This is a genomic window from Xanthomonas sp. F1 (genome assembly GCF_014199855.1).
In genome coordinates, this window is record NZ_JACHOK010000001.1 from 833,718 (window position 1) to 859,014 (window position 25,297).

Sequence of the window (25,297 nt, forward strand, 5' to 3'; positions counted from 1 at the left end):
GGCGCGGCGTGCGCCGCGCCCGTTCGGCACGATTAGCGCGGCGCGACGGCGAGGTGCTGCCGCTCGCGCAGCGCACTGCACAGGCGAATCGTTTCGGCGGTCTGCGCCAGGCCGCGATCGGCGCCGCTGAGCGTCTTCAGCCGCGGCGTGAAGAACGCCTCCAGCCGATCCGCTTCGGCGGCGTCGCAGCCACCGCTGGCGGCCAGCGCCGGCAAGCGACCGCCGTCGAACGAGCCGGAGCGCGCCACGATGCGTTCGAAGTTGGCGGTGTACCACGGCCACATCGAGGCATGCGTGGCTGGCTCGGCGTGTCCACCCATCAGCAGGCTATTCATCTCGCCAACCTTGATCGCATCGGTCAGGGCGAAATCGCGCACCTTCTGCAACTGCTGCGGATCGCGCACGGCGCCGAGCGCTTCGATCATCGCGTTGCGCTGGGCCGGATCGCCATGAGCACGCAGGACGGCGATCAACGCGTCCACCGCCGGCGCGCCGCGCGCCTGCACCGCCACCGTCAATGCCGCGCCGAGCAGATCGGGATTGGCGGCGGCGAACGCCGGCGCGCCGCCCTTGCCGGCCAGCACCGCATCGCCCTGGGCCAGCAGCGCCTGCCGCACCGCCGGCACGCCCATGGTGACCCCGAGCAGTTCGGCCAGGTTGGAGCGCAGCGCCACGTCGTCGTCGCTGTCGCCGGCGCGGCGCTGATCGCCCAGCGCCTGCAGGCGTGCGCCGAACGCGGCCTCGGTGGCCTGGCGCAGCATGGCGCGCTGCGCGTCGTCGCGCACCAGCACCCGCCAGATCCAGGCGATGCGGTCGTTCATCGCGGTGGCCACCGCCGTGGCCCTGGCCGGCGCCAGCTGCTGCATCGCCGCGATCACGTCGGCGGTGTCGGCATCGCCGGTGCGGAACGCGCTGTCGATGGCATCGGCATAGGCCAGCTTCTCGGCATCGTCGAGCGCATCGAGATGGCGGCCGAGCGCGGCCAGTTGCGGCTTGGGCAGGGCGAAGCGGTAGTAGCCGGTGCCGCCGGCATTGGGCATTACCCAGCTGTCGGCATCGGCGCCGGCTAGCACGAGGCGGCCATCGCTGGCGGACAGCATCTGGCAGGCGCGGCGCACGCCCTGGCGCGTGCCGTACTTGACGCACACCGGCACGCCCCAGGTCTGCGCGGCACTGCCGCGCGAGCCCAGCGGCAGGAAGCGCTGCTGGTGCAGCTGCAGCACCGCAGCGTCCGTTGCCGGCTGCAAACGCGCCTGCAGGTAGGGCACGCCCGGCTGATCGAGGAAGCTGCGGAACGCGGCCTTGAAGTCGGCGCCCTTGCCGGCCGCGGCGGCGATGGCGTCGACCAGATCGTCGGCAGTCGCGTTGCCGAAGCGGTGCGCGCGGATGTAGCGGCGCATGCCGCTGCGGAAGGTGTCCTCGCCGACGAACTGCTCGAACATGCCCAGCACCGCGGCGCCCTTGCGGTAGGTGATGCTGTCGAAGGCGGTCTCGATGTCGCCGTTGCCGGTGATCGGCTGGCGGATCTTGCGCGCGCTGACCAGGCTGTCATTGTTCATCGCATCCTGCGCGGCACTGATGCGGTCCAGGTCGGCGCGGTACTGCGGACGCAGGCGCATGGTGATCTTCTGCTGCATCCACGTGGCAAAGGCTTCGTTGAGCCACAGGTCGTTCCACCAGGCCATGGTCACCGTATCGCCGGTCCACTGGTGCGCCAGTTCGTGCGCGGTAACGTTGAACGAGCCCTCGACGTTGTGCCGCGGCGAATCGTCGTCCAGCAGCAACAGCCAGTCGCGGAAGGTGACGAAGCCGGGGTTCTCCATCGCGCCGGCGGAGAAGTCCGGCGCGGCCACCAGGTCCAGCTTGTCGAACGGATAGCCGAAGTCGTAATAGTCCTCCAGCGCGGCGATGATCTCCGGCGTCTGCTGCAACGCACGCTGGATGTGCGGCCCCTGCCCGTGCGCGGCCACGCCGCGCAGCGGGATCGATTGCGGGCGCTGCGGCGTGGCCGGCAAGGCCGGCCCGTCGACCACGTCCCACGGCCCGACCGCATACGCCACCAGGTAGGTTGGCAGCGGCACGGTCTCGGCGAAGCGCACCGTCTTCCAGCCCTTGCCGGCCGGTTCGGTGGACGCGGCACGGGTATTGGCCAGCGCCTGCTCGCCCTCGGGCACGGTCAGGCGCAGCGCGAACGGCATCTTCAGCGCCGGCTCGTCGAAGCCGGGAAACGCATAGCGCGCACTGATCGGCTCCATCTGCGTCAACGCGTAGGCATGCCCCTGCGCCTTGACCTGGTACAGGCCCTGCAACTGCTGGTTGAACGGCGCGCTGTAGACGATGGTGAGGGTCAGCTCCTGCGGCTGCAGGGTGCGCCCGAAGGCGATGCGGACCACACCGGCCTGCGCGTCGGCCTCGGTGTAGCGCACCGGGAACGACGCGCCATCGGCGGTGCGCAGCGTGGCCTTGTTCACCCGCAATTCCTTGCCGTGCAGCCACAGATGGTCGGACGCGCGCTCCAGGCGCACGCGCAGGGTGGCGGTGCCGTCGAAGTCGGTGCGCTCCGGATCGATCTTCAGGTCCAGCGCATAGTGCTCGGGCACCGCCCAATCCGGCAGACGCCCGGTCGGCACCGCATCGGGCGCCTGCGCGCAGGCCGCGCCGCAGCACAGCGCGAGGGCGGAGAACAGCACGCGACGGGACAGAGCTGGCATGGACGGGCCTTCGCCGATGAGGAGGGCGACGACTTAAGCATGCGCGGCCGCGGCTGTCACTTGATGACGGCCAGTGGGGCAACACTAGCGCTCGCGCGGGGGTGCAGTTCGTCGTAGGAATCACCTGTCATGCAGCCGCGACGAACGATTCCTGCTGTGCCCCCACCCTTGAAAGGCGTCGGGACTGAAGTCCCTCCCACAGTGAACTCAGCCAACATATTGCAAGTCCCGGCAGGAGTCGTTCCGCATGCGCGAACGGCGCCTGCGGCTGCTGCGGAAGCCAGCGTCGGCGCGTGCCCATCACGATCAACAGGCGACGTGGCCACCAAGTGCAGCGCATTCGCTTTGCTATCGCTGTTGCTTCGGCTTTTGACTTGCTGGGTTCTCTTCCGCAGCGGCGGCCATCGCCGGGAAAAACCCGAAGGGCGGCGTACATGGAGGTACGCCGTCCGCGGCAAGGGCAGGATGCCCCTTCCGCGGATCCCCGTGATGGACGCAGACCCGTAGCGCAACGCGCAGAGGGCGCAAGGCAGGGCGTGCTTGGCCAGCCCTCGGCTGTGGTAAAGCGCTTCTTTTGGTTACCTTCCTTTGCGCGAGCAAAGAAGCGCTTCTCAGCAGCCGACGGCTGATCAAAGCAACTCGCCCGCAAGGGCGAAAGCCGTTGCTGTGGCTCATTTTATTGCGGCGGCAGTTGGATTATAGGAGCGGCTTCAGCCGCGACCGGACGTTACCGGGAATGCCTAGTCGCGGCCGAAGCCGCTCCTACACAGGACGCTAGAGGGGGCACGGCGACATGATCGACATCGGCACGCTAGCGGCAACGCCGCGCTCCCTTCATCAGTCCTGCAGCCCCAGCGCCGTCAGTACCTGCGCGGCCAGCGCTTCGGCATTGTCGCCGTCGGCATGCAGATGCAGTTCCGGCTGCTCCGGCGCCTCGTATGGCGAATCGATGCCGGTGAAATTGGGAATCAGGCCGGCGCGCGCCTTGGCGTACAGGCCCTTGATGTCGCGCGCCTCGGCCACCGGCAGCGGCACGTCGACGAACACCTCGAGGAATTCGCCCTCGCTAAAGCGCTCGCGCGCCAGTTGCCGCTCGGCGCGGAATGGTGAGATGAAGCTGACCAGCACGATCAGGCCGGCGTCGGTCATCAGCCTGGCCACTTCGGCGACGCGGCGAATGTTCTCGACGCGGTCCTCGTCGGTGAAGCCCAGGTCGCGGTTCAACCCATGGCGGACGTTGTCGCCGTCGAGGATGAAGGTGTGGTAGCCCAGCGCGTGCAGGCGCTTGTCGACCAGGTTGGCGATGGTCGACTTGCCGGCGCCGGACAGGCCGGTGAACCACAGCACCTTCGGCGTCTGGCCCTTGATCCGCGCGCGCGCGGCCTTGTCCACGTCCAAGTGCTGCCAATGCACGTTGCCGGCGCGGCGCAGCGCGAAATCCAGGGTGCCGGCGGCGACGGTGGCGTTGCTGTGGCGGTCGATCAGGATGAAGCCGCCGAGCGTGCGGTCCTGCGTGTACGGAGCGAAGGGGATCGGCTGGTCCAGCGCCAGGTTGCAGTAGCCGACCTCGTTGAGTTCCAGGCGCTTGGCCGCCAGCCGCTCCTGCGTGTTGACGTCGATGCGGTGCTTGATCTCGGTGATGCTGGCGGCCACGGTGCGTGCGCCGATCTTCAGCCAGTACGGGCGACCGGGCAGCAGCGCGGCATCGTCCATCCATAGCACGTGCGCGGCGAACTGGTCGGCCACCTCCGGCGGATCGCCGGCGGCGGCGATGACGTCGCCGCGGCTGACGTCGATCTCCTCGGTCAGGGTCAGCGTCACCGCCTGCCCGGCCACCGCGCGCGGCACCGGTTCGGCGCCGATCAGCACCTGCGCCACCTGCGCGCGCCGCGCCGACGGCAACACCACCACCGCATCGCCGGGCTGCACCGCGCCTGCCGCCACGGTGCCGGCGAAGCCGCGAAACTGCGCATTCGGGCGGTTGACCCACTGCACCGGCAGACGCAGGCCGCCGTCGCCGCTGCGCGCGTCCAGCTGCACACCTTCCAGATGTTCGAGCAGCGCCGGGCCGGCATACCAGGGCATGCGCGCCGAACGCTGCGACAGGTTGTCGCCCTCCAGCGCCGACAGCGGAATGCACTGCACGTCAGGGATGCCCAACTGCGCGGCGAGCGCGCGGTACTCGGCGGCGATGGCCTCGAACGTCTCCTGCGCGAAGTCGACTAGGTCCATCTTGTTGACCGCCAGCACCACGTGGCGGATGCCCAGCAGCGCGACGATGTAGCTGTGCCGTCGCGTCTGGGTCAACACGCCCTTGGTAGCATCCACCAGCACCACCGCCACGTCGGCGGTGGAGGCGCCGGTGGCCATGTTGCGGGTGTACTGCGCATGCCCCGGGCAGTCGGCGACGATGAACTTGCGCCGGTCGGTATCGAAATAGCGGTAGGCCACGTCGATGGTGATGCCCTGCTCGCGCTCGGCGGCAAGGCCGTCCAGCAGCAACGCATAGTCGATGGCCCCGCCGCGGGTGCCGTGGCGCTTGCTGTCGGCACCGAGCGCGGCCAACTGGTCGTCGAACAGACGCTTGCTGTCGTACAGCAAGCGCCCGATCAGCGTGCTCTTGCCGTCGTCGACGCTGCCGCAGGTGATGAAGCGCAGCAGCGGCTTGTGTTCGTGTTGTTGCAGGTAGGCGGCGACTGCGTCGCCGTCTACGGGATTGGGGAGTCGGGATTGGGGATTCGCAACAGCGTCTCCTCCCGATGCCGCCTCACTCGCGAAACCCCGCTCTTGCGAATCCCGAATCCCGAATCCCGACTCCCGACTCATCAAAAATAGCCCTCCACCTTCTTCTGCTCCATCGACGCACCCGGATCCTTGTCGATGATCCGGCCCTGGCGTTCGGAGGTGGTGGCCTGCAGCATCTCGGCGATGATCTTCTCCAGGGTGTCGGCCTGCGACGCGATCGCGCCGGTCAGCGGGTAGCAGCCGAGGGTACGGAAGCGCACGCGCCGCAGTTGCGGGGTTTCGCCGGGACGCAGCGGCAGGCGCGCGTCGTCGACCATGATCAGCGCGCCGTCGCGTTCCACCACCAGGCGTTCGGCGGCGAAGTACAGCGGCACCACCGGAATCGCCTCGCGGTAGATGTACAGCCAGATGTCCAGTTCGGTCCAGTTGGACAGCGGGAACACGCGCACGCTCTCGCCGGGATGGATCCGCGGGTTGTACAGATTCCACAGCTCCGGACGCTGCTGCTTGGGATCCCAGCGGTGGTGCGCGTTGCGGAACGAGAACACGCGCTCCTTGGCCCGCGCCTTCTCCTCGTCGCGGCGCGCGCCGCCGATGGCGGCATCGAACTTCCACAGGTCCAGCGCCTGCTTCAGCGCCTGCGTCTTCATCACGTCGGTGTGCACGCTGGCGCCGTGGGTGAACGGGCCGATGTCCTGGGCAACGCCGTCGGGATTGATGTGCACGCGCAACTCCACGCCGGTCTCGGCGGCGCGGCGGTCGCGGAAGGCGATCATCTCGCTGAACTTCCAGCGCGTGTCCACGTGCAGCAGCGGGATCGGCGGCGGCGCCGGCGCGAACGCCTTGAGCAGCAGATGCAGTAGCACCGAGCTGTCCTTGCCCACCGAATACAGCAGCACCGGGTTGCGGAACTCGGCAGCGACCTCGCGCAGGATGTGGATGCTCTCGGCCTCGAGGCGGTCGAGGTGGGACAGGACGGGCGAACTCATCGAGACGGCGGCAGCAGCCAGTGGGAGACCGGACCGAAGCGTAGCAGCGGTCGTGGCAGTCGGGGCGGCAGTGTGCGTCGCGCCGGCCGCCCGGCAGAAATAAGCCCCGGGCATGAGCCGATAACCCCTGTTCCTTTCTGCCCCGCGCAACGCTTCCCTAACATCGGTCATCCCTTCCCAACACCCGGACCGGCCATGACCGCCGCCTCGCCCGCGTTGCCGCCCAGCCCCTTGCCCGAGGAGCGCAAGGCACTGCTGGCGCGGACCGTGGAGGGTCTGGATGCGGCCGGCCTGTGGTGGCTGTCCGGCTACGCCGCCGGCCTGGCCCAGGCGCAGGGCCCGGCGACGCCGGCGCTGGCCGTGGTCGCCGGCGCCGCCGCGGCGCCCTCGCCCGCACCGCAACTGAGCATCGTCTACGGCAGCCAGACCGGCAACGCGCGCCGCGCCGCCGAACAGGTGGCCGCCGAGGCCGAGGCCGCCGGCCTGGCGGTGCGCCTGCTGCGCGCCGACGCCTATCCCACGCGCGAGCTGGGCAACGAACGCCTGCTCTACGTGGTCATCAGCACCCAGGGCGAGGGCGACCCGCCGGACGATGCGATCGGCTTCGTCGAGTTCCTGCAGGGCCGGCGCGCGCCAAAGCTACCGCAGCTGCAGTACGCCGTGCTCGGCCTGGGCGATTCCAGCTACGCCGATTTCTGCGGCATCGCCCGGCGCCTGGACGCGCGCCTGGCCGAACTCGGCGCGCAGCGACTGCTGCCGCTGGGCGAGGCCGACCTGGAGATCGAGACGGTGGCGGCGCCATGGCGCGCGCAGGCGCTGGCGCAGGCACGTGACGTGCTGGGCCGCACGCCTGCGGTGCCGTCGGCCACGGTGACCCCGCTGCGTGGCGCGGTGGCCGCGCCGTGGAGCCGCAGCCAGCCGTTCGCCGCCGAGGTGCTGGCCAACCAGCCGATCAGCGGCCGCGACTTCAAGGGGCCGCGCTACGCCGCGCACGGTCCGGCCGACAGGGACGTGCGCCACCTAGAACTGTCGCTGGCCGGCAGCGGCCTGCACTACGAACCCGGCGACGCCCTGGGCGTGCGCCATCGCAACCCGCCCGCGCTGGTCGAGGCGGTGTTGACCGCGACGCGACTGGATGGTCACGTCGAACTCACTGCCGATGGGCAGACTCTGTCCCTGCACGAGTGGCTCGCCGGCCATCGCGAACTGACCCGGGCCTCGCGCCCGTTGCTCAGCGCGGTGGCCGAACGCGCCGGCGCGCCCGCGCTGGCCGAGCTGCTCGACCCCACCCAGACCGCCGGCCTGGCGGCGTTGCTCGCCGATCATCAAGTGATCGACGTGCTGCGCCGCTGGCCGGCGGATTGGGACCACGCCGCGCTGCTGCAGGCGCTGCGGCCGATGGTCCCGCGCCTGTACTCGATCGCCTCCAGCCGCAAGCGGGTCGGCGACGAAGCCCACCTCACCGTCGACGTCCTCGCCTACGACGCCCACGGCCATGCCCATGGTGGCGCCGCCAGCGGCTACCTGGCCGCCCTGGCCGAGGGCGACAGCGCGCCGGTGTACATCGAACCCAACGAGCGCTTCCGGGTGCCGGCCGACGGCAGCCGCGACATCCTGATGATCGGCCCCGGCACAGGCGTGGCGCCGTTCCGCGGCTTCGTGCAGGAACGCGCCGAGAGCGGCGCCAGCGGCCGCAACTGGCTGTTCTTCGGCGCCCGCCACTTCAACCGCGACTTCCTCTACCAGGCCGAGTGGCAGCAGGCGCTGCGCAACGGCGAACTGCACCGGCTGGACCTGGCGTTCTCGCGCGACGTGCAACCGCTGCGCGGCAGCGCTGCCCCGTCCAAGGTGTACGTGCAGCAGCGCCTGCGCGAACACGGCCGCGCCGTCTACGACTGGCTGCAGAACGGCGCCCATCTGTACGTGTGCGGCGCCATCGCCATGGGCAAGGACGTGCACGCCACCCTGCTGGACCTCGTCGCTGAACACGGCGCCCACAGCCCCGAGGACGCCGCCGCCTACCTCAGCCAGCTGCAGCGGGAGGGGCGGTATGCGCGTGATGTCTATTGAGGCGGGGATTCGGGATTCGGGATTGGGGATTCGCAAGAGCCGCTGTTCCTGCGCCTGGTGCTGTCGAAGGTCCTGATCCGTCGGCACACGTCTGCTCGCTTCACTAATCCCGAATCCCCAATCTCGAATCCCGGCCCTTCAATGTCCCATTCCGTCGAAGACATCAAGCACCACAGCCAGCGGCTGCGCGGGTCGCTGCTGCAGAGCCTGGCCGATCCGGTCACCGGGGCGCTGCGCGAGGACGATCAGACGCTGATCAAGTACCACGGCAGCTACCAGCAGGACGACCGTGACCTGCGCGAGGAACGGCGCCGGCAGAAACTCGAACCGGCCTACCAGTTCATGATCCGCACGCGCACCCCGGGCGGGGTGGTCGAGCCGGCGCAGTGGCTCAAGCTCGATGCCATCGCCACCACCTACGGCAACCACTCGCTGCGCGTCACCACGCGCCAGGCGTTCCAGTTCCACGGAGTGATCAAGCGCGAACTGAAGGCGACCATGCAAGCGATCAACGCCGCGCTGATCGATACCCTGGCCGCCTGCGGCGACGTCAACCGCAACGTGCAGGTCGCCGCCAATCCACTGGCCTCGCAGGCGCACGCCACGCTCTATGCCGACGCCGCGCGCGTGTCCGAACACCTGCTGCCCAACACCCGCGCCTACTACGAGATCTGGCTGGACGAAGAGCAGGTCGCCGGCAGCGGCCAGGAGGAGGAGCCGATCTACGGCAACGCCTACCTGCCACGCAAGTTCAAGATCGGCTTCGCGCTGCCGCCGGTCAACGACGTCGACGTGTTCGCCAACGATCTGGGTTTCATCGGTGTGCTCGATGCCGACGGCACGCTGGCCGGCTACAACGTCAGCCTCGGCGGCGGCATGGGCGCCAGCCATGGCGATGCCGAGACCTACCCGCGCGTGGCCAACGTGGTCGGCTTCATCGAGCGCGCGCAGTTGCGCGACGTCGCCACCGCGGTGGTGACCACCCAGCGCGACCTGGGCAACCGGACGGTGCGCAAGCGCGCACGCTTCAAGTACACCATCGACGACCACGGCCTGGACACGGTGGTGGCGGAGATCGAGCGCCGCGCCGGCGTGCGCCTGCAGCCGGTGCGCGACTTCGCCTTCGAGCACAACGGCGACCGCGCCGGCTGGCACGCCGGCGAAGACGGCCGCTGGCACCTGACCCTGTCGCTGCCGGCCGGACGCATCGCCGACCACGCCGACGGCGCACAGCACCTCAGCGGGCTGCGCGCCATCGCGACGCACCTGCGCGAGGCCGGCGACGGCGCGCACTTCCGCATGACCGCCAACCAGAACCTGGTGATCGCTGGCATTCCCGCCACGCAACGCGAGGCGATCGACGCGCTGGTGCGCGCGCATGCGCTGGACGCCGGCAACCGCGCGCCCACCGCCCTGGCGCGCGCGGCGATGGCCTGCGTGGCGCTGCCCACCTGCGGCCTGGCCATGGCCGAGGCGGAACGCTACCTGCCGGCCTTCGCCGCGCAACTGCAGCCGCTGCTGGCCCGCCACGGCCTGGAAGACGCGCCGATCCTGCTGCGCCTGTCCGGCTGCCCGAACGGCTGTTCGCGACCGTACCTGGCCGAGATCGCCCTGGTCGGCAAGGCGCCGGGCCGCTACAACCTGATGCTCGGCGGCGACCACCGCGGCCAGCGCCTCAACACCCTGTACCGCGAGAACATCGCCGAGCCGGAGATTCTCGCCGCGCTGGAGCCGCTGTTCGCGCGCTATGCCAACGAGCGGGACGAGAACGAGCGCTTCGGCGACTTCCTGCACCGCAGCGGCGTGGTCGCCCTGCCCGCCTATCCCACCCACCGCCACCTGATTCCGTCGGAACTGCACGCATGAGCGCTCTGCCCGCCGCCTCCCAAGACGCCTCCGCCAACGCACCGGTGCCCGCCCTGGATCTCGACGCCGCCAATGCGCTGCTGGCGACGCTGTCCGCGTCGGAGCGCGTGGCCTGGGCCCTGCAGCACGGCCCGGCCGAAGCCGCGCTGTCGTCCAGCTTCGGCGCGCAGTCGGCGGCCACCTTGCACCTGCTGACCCGGCAGCGCCCGGACATCCCGGTGATCCTGATCGACACCGGCTACCTGTTCGCCGAGACCTATCGTTTCGCCGACGCGCTGACCGAGCGGCTCAAGCTCAATCTCAAGATCTACCGCCCGCTGGTCAGCCGCGCCTGGATGGAAGCACGCCACGGTCGCTTGTGGGAACAGGGCATGGTCGGCATCGAGCAGTACAACAACCTGCGCAAGGTCGAGCCGATGCGCCGCGCCCTGGACGAGCTGAAGGTCGGCACCTGGTTCACCGGTCTGCGCCGCAGCCAGTCCGACAGCCGCGCGCAGACCCCGTTCGTGCAGAAGCGCGGCGAACGCTACAAGATCAACCCGATCGCCGACTGGAGCGATCGCGACCTGTGGCAATACATGCAGCAGCACGACCTGCCCTATCACCCGCTGTGGGAACAGGGCTATGTCTCCATCGGCGATTTCCACACCACCCGCCGCTGGGAACCGGGCATGCGCGAGGAAGACACCCGCTTCTTCGGCCTCAAGCGCGAGTGCGGGATCCACGAGGATCTGTGAGGCGCCCGAATACGCGCCCGGCCTTTTTGGGCGCGGTTCTTGTCTCGTTTGCGGGATCGGCCGCGACGCACGTTGCCGCAGCGCAACCGGACATGTCGTTACACCCTCGCAGGAGCGGCTTCAGCCGCGACGGGCGTTCCCGATAGAGCCCGGTCGCGGCTGAAGCCGCTCCTACAAGGGCAGCCACGTGTCTCCTGTACAAATCCGGACGCCAGAGCTGACCAAAGGCCCCGTCTTGTGGGAGGGACTTCAGTCCCGACTGCAACCAAGTCGGACGCTTCGCTGGCTGGATTGTCGCGGCGTAACAACAGTGCATTTCTGCGCCGACGTCCTAAGCCGCCACCACCGGCTCGCGCCGCAGCACCAGCGCCCAGTCCAGCGACAGCATCAGCAGCAACGAAACACCGACCAGCGGAAACAGCAGCCCGCCCAGCACCAGCAGCGCGACCACGCCGCGCAGCGTGCGCCGGTCCGCCGGTAGCGGCGGCACGCCGAGCCCGCCCTGCGGGCGCCGCTTCCACCACATCACCGCCGCGCTCACGCACAACAGCACGATGCCCAGGCAGGCGCCGATCAGGACGAGCTGGTTGAGCACGCCGTACTCCTGGCCCAGGTGCACGTTGATGCCCCACTCCAGCGCCTTGGCCAGCGGGCCGTAGTCGGCATAGCGCATGTCCAGCAGTACCTGGCCGCTGTACTGGTCCAGGTGGATCACCCGTTGTTGCGTCAGGTCCGGCGGATACACCGAGGCGGTAAAGACCCCGCGCACGCCGCGTGGCAGCGCCACGCTGTAGCCCGGCGCGATGCCGCGCGCCTGGAACCGCGCCACCGCCGCATCCAGCCCGATCGCGCCGGCCACCGGCGCGACCTCCGGCATGCCGGCTATGCCGCCGTGTGCGCCGTGCTCGTCATGCGCGCCATGAGCCGCATGCACGTCCGCGGCCGGCAGCGACGACTGCGGCAGGCGCGCCTGCCGCAACGACCACGCCGGCACTTCACTTTCGCTCAGCCGCTGCGTCGACATCGGCACATCCACCCGCAACCCGGACGGATAGCCGTAATGATGGCCATTGGCCAGGCGATTGACCTGCGCACCCCAGAACCACGACCACGGCATGCCGGTCAGCGCCAGGAACAGCAGCAGCACTCCGACCACGCTGCCGGTGAGCGCGTGCAGGTCGCGCCAGAACACGCGCTGCGCCGGCCTCCCCCGCACCGTGGTCACGCCGCCGCGGCGCCCGCGCGGCCACCACAGGTATACGCCGGTGAACACCAGCAGGATCGCCCAGCCCGCGGCCACTTCGATCAGCGCGTTGGCGAACCAGCCGACGTAGTCGAGGCTGTGCAGGCGGCGGATCGTCCAGGCCACGGTGCCGTGCTCGGGCAACTGGCCCAGCACCCGCGCTTGGTACGGGTCCACGTACACGACCGCGTGGCGACCATCGGCGGTGGCGACGGTCACCTCCGCCGACGCATCGCGCCGCGGCGGCGTGGTGTAGCGCAGCGCCTGGCCCGGTTGCGCGGCCAACGCCGCGTCCAGCAGCCGCTGCGGCGCCAGCGTCTGCGCGTGCTCCGGCACCGGCACGGTCTTCAGTGCGTGGTGGAAGTAGCGGTCGATCGGCTGCTGGTAGACGAAGGCCGCACCGGTCAGCGCCAGCCAGACCAGCAGTGGCAGCACCAGCAGGCCGGCATAGAAATGCCAGCGCCACACCGCGCGGTAGAAGCGTGCCGGCGCGGTATCGGACGTGAGCGCGCGCGCGGCCATCACCAGCCCCAGCTCAGCGTGGCGTACAGCGCGCGGCCATCGCCGGGCGAGTAGCCGGAGGATCCGCTGTCGTACCAGGAGTAGACATAGTGCCGGTCGGTCAGATTCTTCAATTGCAGCGATACCTCGCGCTGCGCGCGCCAGCGCCAGGTCGCACCGAGATTCGCCAGCGCATAGCCACCGTAGCGCCCCAGGGCATTCGTGCGCTCCACGTAGTAGTCGCCCTGCGCATTGCCCCAGGCCGACAGCGTCAGCCGCGGCGTCGCCTGCCAGTCGGCTCCAGCGGTGGCCAGGTAGTGCGGCACGTTCTCGATTTCCTTGCCACGTGTGGCAGGCGCACTCGGGTCGGGCGTGACGATGAGCGCGCGTTGCCGGGAATACGCCAACCACAGCGTCCAGCGCTCATCCGGACGCAGGTTCAGTTGCGCATCCCAGCCGCGACGCAAGGTCTTGCCGACGTTGCCGACCTCGCCAGTGCCGACGCTGCCGTTCACGCCGAGGATGGTGGCCACTTCGTCGGAGGCGCGCTGTTCCCAGTAGGCCACGCGCGCGTCCCAGCGCTGCTGCGCGCCAGCGAACTTGAGGCCGGTCTCCCAGCCATCGTTGTAGGACGGCGCCAGGTTGCGTGCCTGCGTGCGATAGGCGCCGTTGCCGCTGCCGATCTGGAAGGTGCGGCCGATGTTGGCGTACAGGCTGGCCTGCGCGGTCAGCGCATACACCGCGCTGAACTTGGGTTGGCGGATCGTGCCGTAGGCATAGGCGGGATAGCGTGCGCCGCTGGCGAGGTCGCGGAACTGCCCCCCGACGCGATCCACCCGGTAGCCGGGGACCAGTTGCAGGCGCGCGGTCGGGCGCAGCACCGCCTGCACGTAGGCGCCTTCGGTATGCAGATCGAAGTTCCAGTCGCGCAGCGGCGCGGTGCGCACGCGCGCCACCGTGCGGTAGCGTTGCGAGCCGTTGTCCTGCCACTGCGCATCGACCCCGCCCTCCAGCGCGAACGCGTCGGCACGGGCCAGCGCCGGGCGCCAGCTGAGCTTGGCCAGCACGCCGCGCTGGCGCTCGTCGGTATCGCGTTCCTGCTGCGCGCCGGCGGCGGTGAAGCGCACCCAGCGCTGGTTGTCGTAGCGGTTCCAGTAGGCCTTGGCGCTGCCCTGGATGGTCTCGGCCAGGCGCGCATCCAGGTGCAGCGACACCTGCGTGGTGTGGCGTTGGCTGCGGTCGTCGCGCGCGTAATCGGGGGAACTGCGCGGCGCACGCTGCGCGGTGACCTCGTCCAGATACCCCGCCTCCAGCGCCGTGTTGCGGTAGTCGCGCGCACTGAGCCCGGCGCGCCAGCGCCCGTCCGGATCGGTGTAGAACCACTTGCCGGCGAACGCGTGCTTGCGCGCATCGGCGTGGTCGCGGTAGCCATCGCTGTCGCGCCAGGCGGCGAAATAGTTCTGGCTCCAGGCGCCGCGCTCGATGCCCTGCGTCGCCTGCACCTCGCGGGTGCCGAAGCTGCCGACGGTGACGCTGGCGCGGCCGTCGTTGCCGCCGCTGCGGGTCAGCACGTCGACGCTGCCGGCGATCGCGTCCAGCCCGTAGCGTGGGTCGTTGGTGCCGCGCACGATCTCGATCGCGGCGATGTCCAGCGGGAACACCGCATCCAGGTACGGCATGGCGCCGGCATTGTCGTTGCTGGGCACACCGTCGATCAGCAGCTTGACCGCATTGACCCGGCCTTCGCCATTGAAGCCGCGGAAGGAGAAACGCCCGGCGTCGGTGCCCATCTTGAACTGGGTCACCTGCACGCCGGGCGCGCGCATCAGCAGCTCCCAGCTGTAGTCCACATGCTGGTCCTGCAGCAGGTCGCCGCCGAGGATGTCGACGGAACTGAACACGCTGCGCGCATTGGACCCGGCGGCGAGCGGCGAGGTGGCCTGGACCTTGCCCAGGGTCAGCACGGAATCGCCGGCGGCGCCGGGCGGCGCGTCGGCGGCATGGGCGGGAGCGGCCGCCGCGAAACAGACGCAGCAGCACGCCACCACCGGTGGCATGGCAGAAAAGCGGAACATGGCGAAACTCCATCGGCACGAGGACATGCCGCAGCGGCGCCGCGGCACAGGAACTGCAACCCGTGGATCAGGAGAACAACGGCGGTCCGCGTACCGGGTGTGCGCGGCGTGCGGTGGCCGTGACGACGCGGCGGCGCAGCACCGCCACCGGCGCCGGCGGACAGCGCCAGGGCAGCAGCGCCAGCAACAGCGCCACCCACGGCAGCAGCCGCGCGGCGAGCAGGCAGTAGTCGCAGGCTGGCGCATGTGCCAGCCCGGCATCGTCGTGGTGGCCGCCATGCGCTGCAGACATGGCACCTGCCAGCGCCGCCAGGCGCAGGCCGCCACTGGTGCACAGCGTCTGGTCCTGCAGCGCCGTCACTGCGGCCTGCGCCTGCCGCCACTGGCTGATCGGCGGCGCCAGCAGCAACAGGCCGAGCGCCAGCGCGGCGAGCGCAGCCCAACACGACGGCAACTGGCGGAGACGGACCATCGGCGCATTCTAGAGGGTGTGCCGGCCATTGAACCGCTTGCGACGCGGTGTGCGGCGAAGTGACGCACACCCCACGCGGCGGCAATGCAGGACGGAGCGCGTCATCGGTCGGCAGGCGGCGGCCGCCAACAACGGCCGCCACCTCCGTCATGCCCTCAGCGGCCGTCCTGCCGCTGGCCAGGCGCCCGGCAAGGTGGTCCAGCGGTTACCCGGCCAGACCCGCTGTCGCTGCAGATCGACGACCGGCCGGCCTGTCCCGCCCGGCCACGACCGCGACGAGCGCCGCGCACGCGCCGTGTCCGACGCGCGTGGCCCTTGCATGGCGCCGCGAATGCGGCACCATCGGCCGCGGCCGCGCACAGGAGCCCCTTCCGGCCGCCCTTGTCCCGTCCATCCAGCGAGCCGCCTCATGTCGACGATCACGATCTATCACAACCCTGCCTGCGGCACCTCGCGCAACGTGCTCGGGCTGATCCGCAACAGCGGCGTCGAACCGACGGTGATCGAGTACCTGAAGACGCCGCCGGACCGCGCCACCGTGCAGGCGCTGGCGGCGGCCAGCGGCCAGCCGCTGCGCGCGCTGATCCGCGAGAAGGGCACACCTTACGCGGAGTTGGGACTGGACGATCCGGCGCTGGACGAGGACGCGCTGCTGGACGCCATCGTGCAGTATCCGATCCTGCTCAACCGGCCGATCGTGGTCACCCCGCTGGGCACGCGCCTGTGCAGGCCATCGGAGACGGTGCTGGAGATCCTGCCGTCGCCGCAGCGCGGCGCCTTCGCCAAGGAAGACGGGACGCCGCTGGTCGACGCGCAGGGTCGCTGGGTGGGCTGAACCCAGGGCCCCGCGGCGTCAAGTCGGGTTCGCTAAGCGCGGGTGCAGCCCACGCGAGCGCCGCGTGAACGCCGCGTCGGCAAAAACCGTGACAGGTACCATAAACTGCGCGCCTTCCTGCCCGAGTCGCGCTGCATGTCCACCGTCGAAATCGCCGCCGACCCGGTCTACTGCGCGGCCAAGCCCCGCAACGAAGCGCTGCGCCTGGACGCACTGCACAGCTACGCGATCCTGGACACGCCGCGCGAGCCGGCATTCGACGACATCACCCGGCTGGCCGGGCTGATCTGCCAGGCGCCGATCGCGGTGGTCAACCTGATCGACAGCGAGCGCCAGTGGTTCAAGAGCGAGATCGGGCTGGGCACGCGCGAAACCCCGCTGGCCACCTCGCTGTGCGCGCACGCCCTGCTCGAGGACGACCTGCTGCTGGTGCCGGACACCCGCGAAGACCCGCGCTTCGCCTGCAATCCGCTGGTCACCGGCGACATGCGCCTGCACTTCTACGCCGGCGCGCTGCTGAAGACCTCCGACGGCCTGGCCCTGGGCACCGTGTGCGTGCTGGACCGACGCCCGCGCCAGCTCAGCTACGAACAGATCGAAGCGCTGCGCGCGCTGGCGCGGCAGGCCATGGGCCAGTTGGAGCTGCGCAAGGCACTGCACATGGCGCAGGAATCCAACCACTACCGCAGCCGGCTGATGGCCATCGCCGGCCACGACCTGAAGGCGCCGCTGCGCACCGCGTCCTACGCGCTGAGCAAGCTGCAGCGCCAGCGCGACGCCGCGCAGGATGGTTCGCTGGAGACCGCCCGCGCGGCCTTGAACCAGGTCGCCAGCGGGCTCGACCAGCTCGCCACCAACGCCGCCGCCGGTGAGCTGCGCCTGCCGGCGCTGCAGGACCTGGCCCTGGCTGACGTGCTGGCGCCGATCCTGGCCACCTGGCAGCCACAGGCCGCGGCCAAGGGCGTGCAGTTGCGCAGCGTCCCGACCTCCTTGCACGTGCGCAGCAGCGCGGCCTTGCTGTCCACCTTGCTCGGCAACCTGCTGGGCAATGCGGTCAAGTACACCGCGCACGGCAAGGTGCTGATCGGCTGCCGCCGCCGCGGACACCAGGTGGCGGTGGATATCATCGACCGCGGCATCGGCATGGACGAAGACGGACTGCGCACGCTGTTCCAGGCCTTCCGCCAGGCCGACCCGCGCAGCGACGGCCTCGGCCTGGGCCTGTGGATCGTGCGCCGCGCCGCCGAGACCCTGGGCTGCACCGTCGAAGTGCGCAGCCAGCCCGGCCACGGCAGCCGCTTCACCGTGCTGCTGCCGGCGGCGGCGGACGCCTGAACTGCACTGGGCGCGGCTGCTGGCGCCCGTACCCTCATCCGCCCCTTCGGGGCACCTTCTCCCGAAGGGAGAAGGGAGCGGGCCTGCATGGCCGCGGCGGCGGCGGCGGCGGCGGAGCGCGCGATGAGCCAGCGGAAGCGACGCGTTTCAGGGAATGCCCATCGCGGCTGAAGCCGCTCCTACGGGCAATCGCGCACTGGGCTAGGCCTCGGCAGCAACAAGCGAAGCACCGAGGTCTTCCGGCACCATGCAGTCGGGACTGAAGTCCCTCCCACAACAGCCGCTCCGCTCAGCGTGGAGGAGCGAGGGTGGAGCCGCCGCGGGAATCCCGCTTTTGCGAATCCCCAATCCCGACTCCCGATTCACGGCTTCACCGCCAATCCCGACTCCCCATTCCCGGCTCTTCGGCCGTCACTCCTTCAACACCATATCGATGCACAGCACCGCCGCCATGATCAGGATCCGCCGCGGATCCTCGGCCGGCACGCTGTCGGCGATCGCCAGCATGTAGTTGTCGGCGCTGGTGAACAGTTCCTTGCCCAGCCCGGCCCACTTCTTGGACACCTGCGCCAGTTCGCGCTCGCCCTGCACGAAGCGGAAATCCCAGCTGGTCCACTTGCCGCGCAGCGTGCACACCGGCGCGCCCTGGGCATCGAGCACATCGAACTTGCCGCCGATGGAGAAGAATTTCTGGCTGAAGGAACCAACCAGCCGGTCGTGCTCGTCCAGTACCTCGACCTTGGACAGGAACAGCGAGAACCCGCGCTTGACCGTCAGGACCTTCTGCCCGTCCGGGCTGCGCACTTCCACCTGGAACGGGGTCATGCGCTTGTAGTCGCTGAAACGAAAGATCTTGGTGAACACGCCCAGGTTCGGCTCGCGGCATTCCAGCAGCTTGCGGTTGCTGTGCGGATCGAACACGTCGTAGTTGTTGGCGGCCTTGAACATGCCGACCTGTTCCTTGACGAAGAACAGGTTGTGCTGGAGAACAGGATGCATCGGGCGTCCTTGCGTTGGGAAAGTCGACGCGCCCAGGACACCGGCCGCACGGTGGCGGCGCAGCGCCGGCAGCCGCCGGCACGTCCAGGGTCGCGGTCTGCCCGGTGGCAGAGGGGGCCGCATGATAGGGGGCGGCTGCGGCCGCGGCAACGCGCGCGGCAGGCAGCTGCGCCACCGCGTGGTCTCCATTCCAGCATCAGCGCAGGCCGCGATGCCGTTACCTTTAACTTCTTTTGCCCGGACGTCTGTCCGAAGCCATCGACGCATCGAGCACGCGGCGCCGCTTTTGCCAATCCCCAATCCCGACTCCCCAATCCCGATTCCCGGCTTCAACTGGTAATGGTCTGGGTCAACGCCTCCCAGCTCGGCGGCGCCGGCCAGTCCGGCTGCTGGTTGCCTTCCATCACCCGGCGCAGGTCCCGCGTGTCGATCTGTGGCGCCAGCACGTGCACCAGCTCCAGCGCGTAGTCGCGCAGTACGCGGTCGCGCGGCAGCACCGCCCAGGCGATGCACTCGGGAATCTCCGGCGGCGCCGGCCACGCGCGCAGGTCGGTGTCGTTGGCGCTCACCGCCATTTCCGCCAGCAGGCCCACGCCGAGCCCGGTGCGCACATAGGTCTTGATCAGGTCCGCGTCCAGCGCGGTCAGCGCGATCCGCGGCTCCAGCCCGAGCCGGCCGAAGGCGCGCTGCAGCGAGGAGCCGGCGCGGGTCGAGGATTCGTAGCTGATCAGCGGCTGCGCCGCCAGCGCGGCCATGTCCGGCACCCGCTTCGGCACGTCCAGCGCGTGCCCGCGCGGCACCAGTACCAGCCGCCGCCAGCGGTACAGCGGCACGGCGATGCCGGCGGCCGGCGCGGTGCCGGCGGTACTAACGATGGCGATGTCGGCATCGCCCTGGCTGAGCAGGTCCAGCGCCGCACTCTCGGCGGCCTGCTGCAGGTGCACGCTGACCTGCGGATAGGCCTGCTTGATCTGCGCCACCGCCGGCGGCAGCACGAAGCGCGCCTGGGTATGGGTGGTGGTGAGGGTCAGCTGGCCCTGGCTCTCGCGGCGCTGGTTGGCGGCATAGGTGCGGATGTTGTTGGCCTCGGCCAGCACCGCGCGCGCGCGTTCGATCACCTCGCGCCCGGCCGGGGTCACCGTCTCCAGGCTGCGGCCCTTGCGCACGAACAGCAGGAAGCCCAGTTCGTCCTCCAGTTGCTTGAGCTGCTTGGACAGCCCCGGCTGGGTGGCATGCACGCGCGCCGCCGCCAGGGTGATGTTCAGATCGGCATCGGCAATGGCGACGAGGTAGCGGAGTTGGGTCAGCGTCATCGGGACGAGGGCGAGGCGCCGCCTGGCGGGGACGCTCGACTGTAGTGGAATTCGGCCTTTCACCTTATAACCGAAAGCTATCTGCCTGGGGCATGAAGTCATTTCCTGGGGCTATGAGCCGGCGCTACGGTCGTCGCTCCCGCCTGCCCCGCGTTGCGAGCCGTCCCTGTGAGCCCAGCCCCGATTGCCCTGTATCCGGACCTGCGCGACCGGGCCGTGCTGGTGATCGGTGGCGGTGTCGCCGCCGAGCGCCAGGTACGGGCGCTGCTCGCCGCCGGCGCCGCGCCGCAGGTGGCGGCACCGGCCCTGACCCCGGCCTTGCACGCGCTGGCCGTGCAAGGGAGGGTGGCCTGGCTGCACGGTGCCTTCGATAGCGCCTGGCTGGAGAACGTGTGGTTCGTGATCGCCGCCAGCGAGGATCCGGCGAACAACCGGCAGGCACTGCAGGCCGCCGCGGCGCGGCGGGTGCTGGCACAAGCCGTGCCGGCCGAACCGGCGTCCGCAGCCGAGGCGACTGACACTGCCGCGAGCCAGGCGCTGCCGCTGCGCCCGGGCAGCGTGACCCTGGTCGGCGCCGGCCCCGGCGATCCCGGCCTGCTCACCGGCCATGCGCTGCGCGCCCTGCGCCAGGCCGACGTGGTCCTGCACGACCGCCTGGTCAGCGCCGCGATCCTGCAGCTTGTGCCAGCGGGCACCGAACGCATCGCCGTCGGCAAGTCGGCCGACGGCCACAGCGTGGCACAGGAACAGATCCACGCGCTGCTGCTGGAACACGCGCGGCGCGGGCGCCGGGTGGTGCGACTGAAGGGCGGCGATCCGTTCGTGTTCGGCCGCGGCGGCGAGGAACTGGAGTATCTGCGCGCCCACGGCGTGGCCTATGCGGTGGTGCCCGGCATCACCGCCGCGCTGGCCTGCGCCGCCTACGCCGGCATCCCGCTGACCCATCGCGATCACGCGCAATCGCTGCGCCTGGTGACCGCGCACTGCAAGGCCTCGCTGGACACGCTGGACTGGGCCGCGCTGGCGCAGGAACGGCAGACCCTGGCGGTGTACATGGGCGTGGCCGGCCTGGACACGGTACGCGCGCGCCTGCTCGCCGCCGGCCGCACCGCCAGCACACCGTTCGCGCTGGTGGAGAACGGCTCGCGCGCCGAGCAGCGGGTGGTGCGCGGCACCCTTGCCGACCTGCCCGACACCGCCCGCGCGCATGCGGTGCGCGCGCCGGCGCTGCTGATCCTCGGCGAGGTGGCCGCGCTGGCCGACATCCTGCACTGGTTCGGCACCGCGCCGCTGCACGCGCCGCCCTCACCTTCCCCGAAGCAGGCGGCGCCTACCCTGGCCCACGCCGCCTGACCCGCACTTTCCGGAGACCCCACGCATGGCCATCTACGACAACATCCTCGACACCATCGGCCACACCCCGATCGTCAAGCTGCAGCGGCTGGCGCCGGCGCACGTGGACCTGTACGTCAAGGTCGAGGCCTTCAATCCCGGCGGCTCAGTCAAGGACCGCCTGGCCCTGGCGATCGTGCTTGACGCCGAAGCGCGCGGCCTGCTCAAGCCCGGCGACACCATCGTCGAAGCCACCTCCGGCAACACCGGCGTGGCCCTGGCGATGGTCGCCGCCGCGCGCGGCTACAAGTTCGTGGCAACGATGGTGGAGACCTTCTCGATCGAGCGCCGCAAGCTGATGCGCGCCTATGGCGCCAAGGTCATCCTGACCCCGGCTGCCGAGCGCGGCAGCGGCATGGTGCGTAAGGCAGAAGAACTGGCCAGGCAGCACGGCTGGTTCCTGGCCCGGCAGTTCGCCAACCCGGCCAACCCGGCCTATCACCGCAGCACCACCGCCGCGGAGATCCTGCGCGATTTCGCCGGCCGCCGGCTGGACCACTTCGTCAGCGGCTGGGGCACCGGCGGCACCCTCACCGGCGTCGGCGAAGTGCTGCGGCTTGCCCGCCCGGAGGTGCGCATCACTGCCACCGAACCGGCCGGCGCGGCCCTGCTGCAGGGCCAGGAGTGGAAGCCGCACAAGATCCAGGGCTGGACCCCGGACTTCGTGCCCGAGGTGCTCAACCGCGAGGTCTACGACGAGGTGCTGAGCGTGGACGACGCCGACGCCATCACGGTGTCGCGGCGCCTCGCCGCCGAGGAAGGCATCTTCACCGGCATCTCCGGCGGCGGCACCGTGGCCACCGCGCTGCGCGTGGCCGAGACCGCGGCGCCCGGCGCGGTGATCCTGGCGATGCTGCCCGATACCGGCGAGCGCTATTTCTCCACGCCGCTGTTCGCCGACATCAACGAAGGCAGCGACGACGACTGGCTGGCGGGCCTGCCGTAAGCGCGCAACGGCACGCCTGCGCGCGCTGGCCGCGCCACATCGGCGCGGTCGCGCTAGTGCGCGTGCGGATCGAAGTACGCCGTCCATGACGCCGGCGCCGCGCGCAAGCCGGCCGCCTGTTGGAACGCGGCCATGGCCTCGGCCTCCTGGCCTACGTTGAGCAAGGCCACGCCGAGGTTGAAGTAGGTAGTGCGATCGTCGGACTGCAGGCGTACCGCGCGTCGCAGTACCGTCAGGGCTTGCCGGTAGTGCCCGCGATCGCACAGCACCGCGCCCAGGCAGGTGAGCACGCCGGGATCGGCAGGCGCGGCCCTGGCCGCGGCGCGCAACAGCGCCTCGGCCTCGGCCAACCGTGCATCCGCATGCTGCGGCTCCTGGAACGCCGACAGGGCCAAGGCCTTCGCTTGCGCAAGACGCTCATCGAACGCGGACGCGCTCATGCCGGCACGCCGCATGCCTGCGCACCGCGCGCAGGCCGCAAGGAGACAATGCGACCGCGCACCACGACGCCGCACCTTGCACCGGACTGCACATCCGCGTGCGCCACGCCTCAGCCCGGCAGCGGCGCGCCCAGCACCGGGGGCTGCGGTGCGGTCAGGCGCTCCACCAGCAGCTGCTCGATCGCTTCCACGTCGACCTCGCGCACCACCTGCTGCGCCTGCTCGCCCAGGCCCGGCTGGTAGCCCGGCGCCCACGACAGGATGTCGCCATAGCCGGCGCCGAACTCGGTGTTGGTGTCCACGTACAGGGTCTCGCTGACGCTGGCCAGCTCCGGGCGCAACCACAACGCGGTGGCCAGTTCGTCCCACATCGGGAAGCCCGGCTCGCGCCGGCGCAGCGCATGGCCGATCGGCGTGTCGGCCGCGCTCATCCGCGCCAGCAGCTGCGGGGTCAGTTCGGTGGCGGTGGACGGATCCACCGGCACCATCACCATGCGCCGCCACGGCGAACGCATCACGATGCTGGCCGCTTCCGGATCCCAGCGGATGTTGAATTCGCGCCGCGGCGAATTGACGAACTCGCGCGCGAACTGCGCCGCCGAGACACTGTCGCGGCGCTGCCGCGGATTGAGGCTGCCGCCCATGTAGACCAGTTCCTTGGCCAGCGAGGCGAATTCCGGATCCAGCCGCTGTGCCAACGCCAGGTTGGTCAACGGCCCGGTGGCGACGATGCTGACCTCGCCGGGGAACTCGCGCACCTTGCGGATCATGAACAAGGCGGCCGGCTCGCTGGCCGCCTGCACCACCGTGGGATTGCCCAGCGGCAGGTCCGGGACCACGTCGTGCGCGTGGTAGCGCGGCGCGCTCTGTACCGTGTCGTGCTCGATCCAGTGACGGGTCCAGGCGCCCTTCCACAGCAACTTGCCGTACAGCGCTTCCCAGCGCTCGGTCGCCACTTCGCTGTTGAGCAGCGGGAACACCGGGCCGGGCAGCACCGGCACCTCGCCGCGCCCGGCGATCTCGAGCAAGCGCCGCGTGTGTGCCAGCGCTTCGTCGCGCCAGATGTTGCCGCTGACCACCGAGATGCCGAGCACCTCGACCTCGGGCGATTGCAGCAGCAACAGCTGCGCCGGGGTGAAGCCGTCGATGTCGTCCTCAAGGATGACCCGGCGGCGCGGGGCGGTGGCGGACGAGGACGCGGGCGTGTGGGCGGTGCTGGTGGAAGCGATCGGCATGAGGCGTGAAAGTGGATGGCGGAACGGGAAACGGAACACGATCGGCGCGCAAGGACAGCGGTCGAGGTGGACGGATCCGGCACGTCGAACCGCAAGCGCGTGCGACGTGCCGCGTGGGCGCTAGGGTAATCGGTTTAGGTGCACGGCCACGCACGCGATACGCCGCCGGGCGCTGTCGGGCCGCGCTCGCGGCATCCGTGACGCGCTCGCGCGTGAACGCCGCGGGCATCCGCGTAAACTTGGGCGGCCGCAACCGAACCAGGGAAGGACTCCATGCACGAACGAACCGACCGCACCGATCCATCGCCCGCGCGCGCGCAGGCGCGCGTGCCGTTGCTGGTGCGCACGACCTCGCCGGCGCATTTCCTGCTGGCGCTGCTGCTCGGCGCCAGCCTGCAGCACGCGCTGCCCCTGCCGCTGCCGCAGGGCGTCACACTGGCCTGGCTGCAACTGGGCGGCGGCGTGATCGCGCTCGCCGGCCTGCTGCTGGCGTGCTGGTGCTTCGTGCTGTTCGCGCGCGACCGCACCACCCTGCTGCCCGAGCGCACGCCCTCGCAGTTGGTCCGCCATGGGCCGTACCGGCATACCCGCAACCCGATGTACGTCAGCCTGACCCTGAGCTACCTCGGCCTGAGCGTACAGATCGGCTGGCCGTGGTCGGCGCTGCTGTTGCCCTTGCCGCTGCTGGCCCTGCAGTGGGTGGTGATCCCCTACGAGGAAGCGCGCCTGCGCGAGCGATTCGGCAGCGCCTACGACCGCTACTGCGCGCAGGTCGCGCGCTGGCTGTAGCCGCCGGCCACGTCGGCGCGCCTCAGCGCACCAGCCACCAGGCCGCCGCGGCGGCCAGCAACAGCGCCGGCAGGACCCAACGCCACGCCCCGCCGCGGTCGCCAGCGGCCACGGTCGCGGCGGCGCCCAGCGTCGGCGCCGAGCGCAGATGCCGCTGCACCATGTCCAGTGCCTCGCGCAGCGACATGTCCGGATAGTGCTCGAACACCAGCTTGGCGGCCTTGCGCCGTTCGCCACGGCGCAGCGCCAGTTCCGCCGCCGGGGGCAGGCGCCGTTCCTCGGTCACCGTCGGCGCATGCGCCGCGGCTGCGGTGTCCGGCCCCGTCCCCGATGTCGGGCCGGAGGCATGGCGGTCCAGCAGCTCCGTCACCGAGCGCGCCGCGCCGGCCAGCAGCCAGGCGTCGACCTGCTCCTTGGCGCTGCGCAGGTCCATGCCGCTGTGCGTCCGCAGCAGCTTGATCGCCTTGATGATCTGGCCCTGCGCGAGGGCATCGGCGACCTGCGGCGGTGGCGGGTTCGGGTTCATGTCGCAGGTGCTGAGATGAGGACGCGACAGTCTTGCCGCTGGCCGGTTAAGCGGCCGTGGCAACGCGCGACGGCGGTC

The 25,297-nt window shown here is 70.4% G+C and carries 19 protein-coding genes; 8 read left to right on the forward strand and 11 right to left on the reverse strand.

The annotated features are described in order from the left end of the window. Positions 1-32: 32 nt before the first annotated feature. From GGR71_RS03460 to cysD, 3 genes are all read right to left on the reverse strand, one after another. Positions 33-2,711, reverse strand: a complete 2,679-nt coding sequence (locus tag GGR71_RS03460; protein WP_160957276.1) for a M1 family metallopeptidase — start codon at positions 2,709-2,711, stop codon at positions 33-35. An 837-nt stretch (positions 2,712-3,548) separates the two neighbouring features. Next, positions 3,549-5,537, reverse strand: coding sequence for a sulfate adenylyltransferase subunit CysN (cysN, locus tag GGR71_RS03465; protein WP_160957275.1), 1,989 nt, complete (start codon positions 5,535-5,537; stop codon positions 3,549-3,551). Further along, a complete protein-coding gene (gene cysD / locus GGR71_RS03470) occupies positions 5,537-6,445 on the reverse strand; it encodes a sulfate adenylyltransferase subunit CysD (protein ID WP_160957274.1) in 909 nt (302 codons plus the stop codon). Before cysD ends, cysN begins: the two co-directional genes overlap by 1 nt. A 195-nt stretch (positions 6,446-6,640) precedes the next feature. On the opposite strand from cysD, the gene GGR71_RS03475 reads away from it, so the two are divergent. From GGR71_RS03475 to GGR71_RS03485, 3 genes are all read left to right on the forward strand, one after another. Beyond that, positions 6,641-8,515 carry an assimilatory sulfite reductase (NADPH) flavoprotein subunit gene (locus GGR71_RS03475; protein WP_160957273.1) on the forward strand — a complete coding sequence of 625 codons (1,875 nt, stop codon included), beginning with the start codon at positions 6,641-6,643 and terminating at the stop codon, positions 8,513-8,515. A 141-nt stretch (positions 8,516-8,656) separates the two neighbouring features. Next, complete coding sequence (gene cysI / locus GGR71_RS03480) at positions 8,657-10,381, forward strand: assimilatory sulfite reductase (NADPH) hemoprotein subunit (protein WP_160957272.1); 1,725 nt, start codon at positions 8,657-8,659, stop codon at positions 10,379-10,381. Continuing rightward, positions 10,378-11,118, forward strand: coding sequence for a phosphoadenylyl-sulfate reductase (locus GGR71_RS03485; RefSeq protein ID WP_160957271.1), 741 nt, complete (start codon positions 10,378-10,380; stop codon positions 11,116-11,118). The genes cysI and GGR71_RS03485 overlap by 4 nt, the downstream gene beginning before the upstream one ends. 331 nt (positions 11,119-11,449) lie before the next feature. Here GGR71_RS03485 and GGR71_RS03490 read toward each other — a convergent pair whose 3' ends face one another. The 3 genes from GGR71_RS03490 to GGR71_RS03500 form a co-directional block, all read right to left on the reverse strand. Further along, complete coding sequence (locus GGR71_RS03490) at positions 11,450-12,883, reverse strand: PepSY-associated TM helix domain-containing protein (protein ID WP_160957270.1); 1,434 nt, start codon at positions 12,881-12,883, stop codon at positions 11,450-11,452. After that, positions 12,883-14,937 (reverse strand): TonB-dependent receptor, encoded by a 2,055-nt coding sequence (locus tag GGR71_RS03495; protein ID WP_160957269.1) that lies wholly within the window; start codon positions 14,935-14,937, stop codon positions 12,883-12,885. Before GGR71_RS03495 ends, GGR71_RS03490 begins: the two co-directional genes overlap by 1 nt. A 67-nt stretch (positions 14,938-15,004) precedes the next feature. Then, the gene (locus GGR71_RS03500; protein ID WP_160957268.1) at positions 15,005-15,409 is read right to left on the reverse strand and encodes a DUF2946 family protein; all 405 of its coding nucleotides are present in this window, start codon (positions 15,407-15,409) and stop codon (positions 15,005-15,007) included. 409 nt (positions 15,410-15,818) lie between these two features. Here GGR71_RS03500 and arsC point away from each other — a divergent pair, with 409 nt between their 5' ends. Both arsC and GGR71_RS03510 read left to right on the forward strand, forming a co-directional pair. Further along, entirely contained in the window at positions 15,819-16,244 is a 426-nt protein-coding gene (gene arsC, locus GGR71_RS03505) for an arsenate reductase (glutaredoxin) (protein WP_160957267.1), read from the forward strand. 135 nt (positions 16,245-16,379) lie between these two features. Continuing rightward, positions 16,380-17,579 carry a GAF domain-containing sensor histidine kinase gene (locus GGR71_RS03510; RefSeq protein ID WP_160957266.1) on the forward strand — a complete coding sequence of 400 codons (1,200 nt, stop codon included), beginning with the start codon at positions 16,380-16,382 and terminating at the stop codon, positions 17,577-17,579. A gap of 411 nt (positions 17,580-17,990) precedes the next feature. Here GGR71_RS03510 and GGR71_RS03515 read toward each other — a convergent pair whose 3' ends face one another. After that, on the reverse strand, positions 17,991-18,578 hold the full coding sequence (locus GGR71_RS03515; protein ID WP_048490359.1) for a phospholipid scramblase-related protein: 588 nt from the start codon (positions 18,576-18,578) through the stop codon (positions 17,991-17,993). 329 nt (positions 18,579-18,907) lie between these two features. Beyond that, a complete protein-coding gene (locus tag GGR71_RS03520) occupies positions 18,908-19,891 on the reverse strand; it encodes a LysR family transcriptional regulator (RefSeq protein WP_048490360.1) in 984 nt (327 codons plus the stop codon). 168 nt (positions 19,892-20,059) lie between these two features. Here GGR71_RS03520 and cobA point away from each other — a divergent pair, with 168 nt between their 5' ends. Next, positions 20,060-21,244 (forward strand): uroporphyrinogen-III C-methyltransferase, encoded by a 1,185-nt coding sequence (gene cobA / locus GGR71_RS03525; RefSeq protein WP_160957265.1) that lies wholly within the window; start codon positions 20,060-20,062, stop codon positions 21,242-21,244. A 25-nt stretch (positions 21,245-21,269) separates the two neighbouring features. Beyond that, positions 21,270-22,229 carry a cysteine synthase A gene (gene cysK, locus GGR71_RS03530; RefSeq protein WP_048490361.1) on the forward strand — a complete coding sequence of 320 codons (960 nt, stop codon included), beginning with the start codon at positions 21,270-21,272 and terminating at the stop codon, positions 22,227-22,229. Between the two features lie 53 nt (positions 22,230-22,282). On the opposite strand, the gene GGR71_RS03535 is transcribed toward cysK, so the two are convergent. After that, positions 22,283-22,669 (reverse strand): tetratricopeptide repeat protein, encoded by a 387-nt coding sequence (locus tag GGR71_RS03535; protein WP_160957264.1) that lies wholly within the window; start codon positions 22,667-22,669, stop codon positions 22,283-22,285. Between the two features lie 110 nt (positions 22,670-22,779). Continuing rightward, complete coding sequence (locus GGR71_RS03540; RefSeq protein ID WP_160957263.1) at positions 22,780-23,904, reverse strand: nucleoside hydrolase; 1,125 nt, start codon at positions 23,902-23,904, stop codon at positions 22,780-22,782. Between the two features lie 273 nt (positions 23,905-24,177). On the opposite strand from GGR71_RS03540, the gene GGR71_RS03545 reads away from it, so the two are divergent. Then, the gene (locus tag GGR71_RS03545) at positions 24,178-24,693 is read left to right on the forward strand and encodes a methyltransferase family protein (protein WP_160957262.1); all 516 of its coding nucleotides are present in this window, start codon (positions 24,178-24,180) and stop codon (positions 24,691-24,693) included. A 22-nt stretch (positions 24,694-24,715) separates the two neighbouring features. Here the strand turns inward: GGR71_RS03545 and GGR71_RS03550 are convergent, their stop codons facing one another. Further along, the gene (locus tag GGR71_RS03550; protein ID WP_160957261.1) at positions 24,716-25,219 is read right to left on the reverse strand and encodes a hypothetical protein; all 504 of its coding nucleotides are present in this window, start codon (positions 25,217-25,219) and stop codon (positions 24,716-24,718) included. Between the last annotated feature and the right edge of the window lie 78 nt (positions 25,220-25,297).

Excerpts from the sequence above, each read along its gene's own strand:
- GGR71_RS03545 (WP_160957262.1), top strand. The coding sequence starts at position 24,178 with ATGCACGAACGAACCGACCGCACCGATCCATCGCCCGCGCGCGCGCAG.
- GGR71_RS03500 (WP_160957268.1), bottom strand. The coding sequence starts at position 15,409 with ATGGTCCGTCTCCGCCAGTTGCCGTCGTGTTGGGCTGCGCTCGCCGCG.
- cysN (WP_160957275.1), bottom strand. The coding sequence starts at position 5,537 with ATGAGTCGGGAGTCGGGATTCGGGATTCGGGATTCGCAAGAGCGGGGT.
- GGR71_RS03485 (WP_160957271.1), top strand. The coding sequence starts at position 10,378 with ATGAGCGCTCTGCCCGCCGCCTCCCAAGACGCCTCCGCCAACGCACCG.
- arsC (WP_160957267.1), top strand. The coding sequence starts at position 15,819 with ATGTCGACGATCACGATCTATCACAACCCTGCCTGCGGCACCTCGCGC.
- cysI (WP_160957272.1), top strand. The coding sequence starts at position 8,657 with ATGTCCCATTCCGTCGAAGACATCAAGCACCACAGCCAGCGGCTGCGC.
- GGR71_RS03490 (WP_160957270.1), bottom strand. The coding sequence starts at position 12,883 with ATGGCCGCGCGCGCGCTCACGTCCGATACCGCGCCGGCACGCTTCTAC.
- GGR71_RS03540 (WP_160957263.1), bottom strand. The coding sequence starts at position 23,904 with ATGCCGATCGCTTCCACCAGCACCGCCCACACGCCCGCGTCCTCGTCC.
- GGR71_RS03475 (WP_160957273.1), top strand. The coding sequence starts at position 6,641 with ATGACCGCCGCCTCGCCCGCGTTGCCGCCCAGCCCCTTGCCCGAGGAG.
- GGR71_RS03515 (WP_048490359.1), bottom strand. The coding sequence starts at position 18,578 with ATGCATCCTGTTCTCCAGCACAACCTGTTCTTCGTCAAGGAACAGGTC.
- cysK (WP_048490361.1), top strand. The coding sequence starts at position 21,270 with ATGGCCATCTACGACAACATCCTCGACACCATCGGCCACACCCCGATC.
- GGR71_RS03535 (WP_160957264.1), bottom strand. The coding sequence starts at position 22,669 with ATGAGCGCGTCCGCGTTCGATGAGCGTCTTGCGCAAGCGAAGGCCTTG.
- GGR71_RS03520 (WP_048490360.1), bottom strand. The coding sequence starts at position 19,891 with ATGACGCTGACCCAACTCCGCTACCTCGTCGCCATTGCCGATGCCGAT.
- GGR71_RS03510 (WP_160957266.1), top strand. The coding sequence starts at position 16,380 with ATGTCCACCGTCGAAATCGCCGCCGACCCGGTCTACTGCGCGGCCAAG.
- cysD (WP_160957274.1), bottom strand. The coding sequence starts at position 6,445 with ATGAGTTCGCCCGTCCTGTCCCACCTCGACCGCCTCGAGGCCGAGAGC.
- GGR71_RS03550 (WP_160957261.1), bottom strand. The coding sequence starts at position 25,219 with ATGAACCCGAACCCGCCACCGCCGCAGGTCGCCGATGCCCTCGCGCAG.
- GGR71_RS03460 (WP_160957276.1), bottom strand. The coding sequence starts at position 2,711 with ATGCCAGCTCTGTCCCGTCGCGTGCTGTTCTCCGCCCTCGCGCTGTGC.
- GGR71_RS03495 (WP_160957269.1), bottom strand. The coding sequence starts at position 14,937 with ATGTTCCGCTTTTCTGCCATGCCACCGGTGGTGGCGTGCTGCTGCGTC.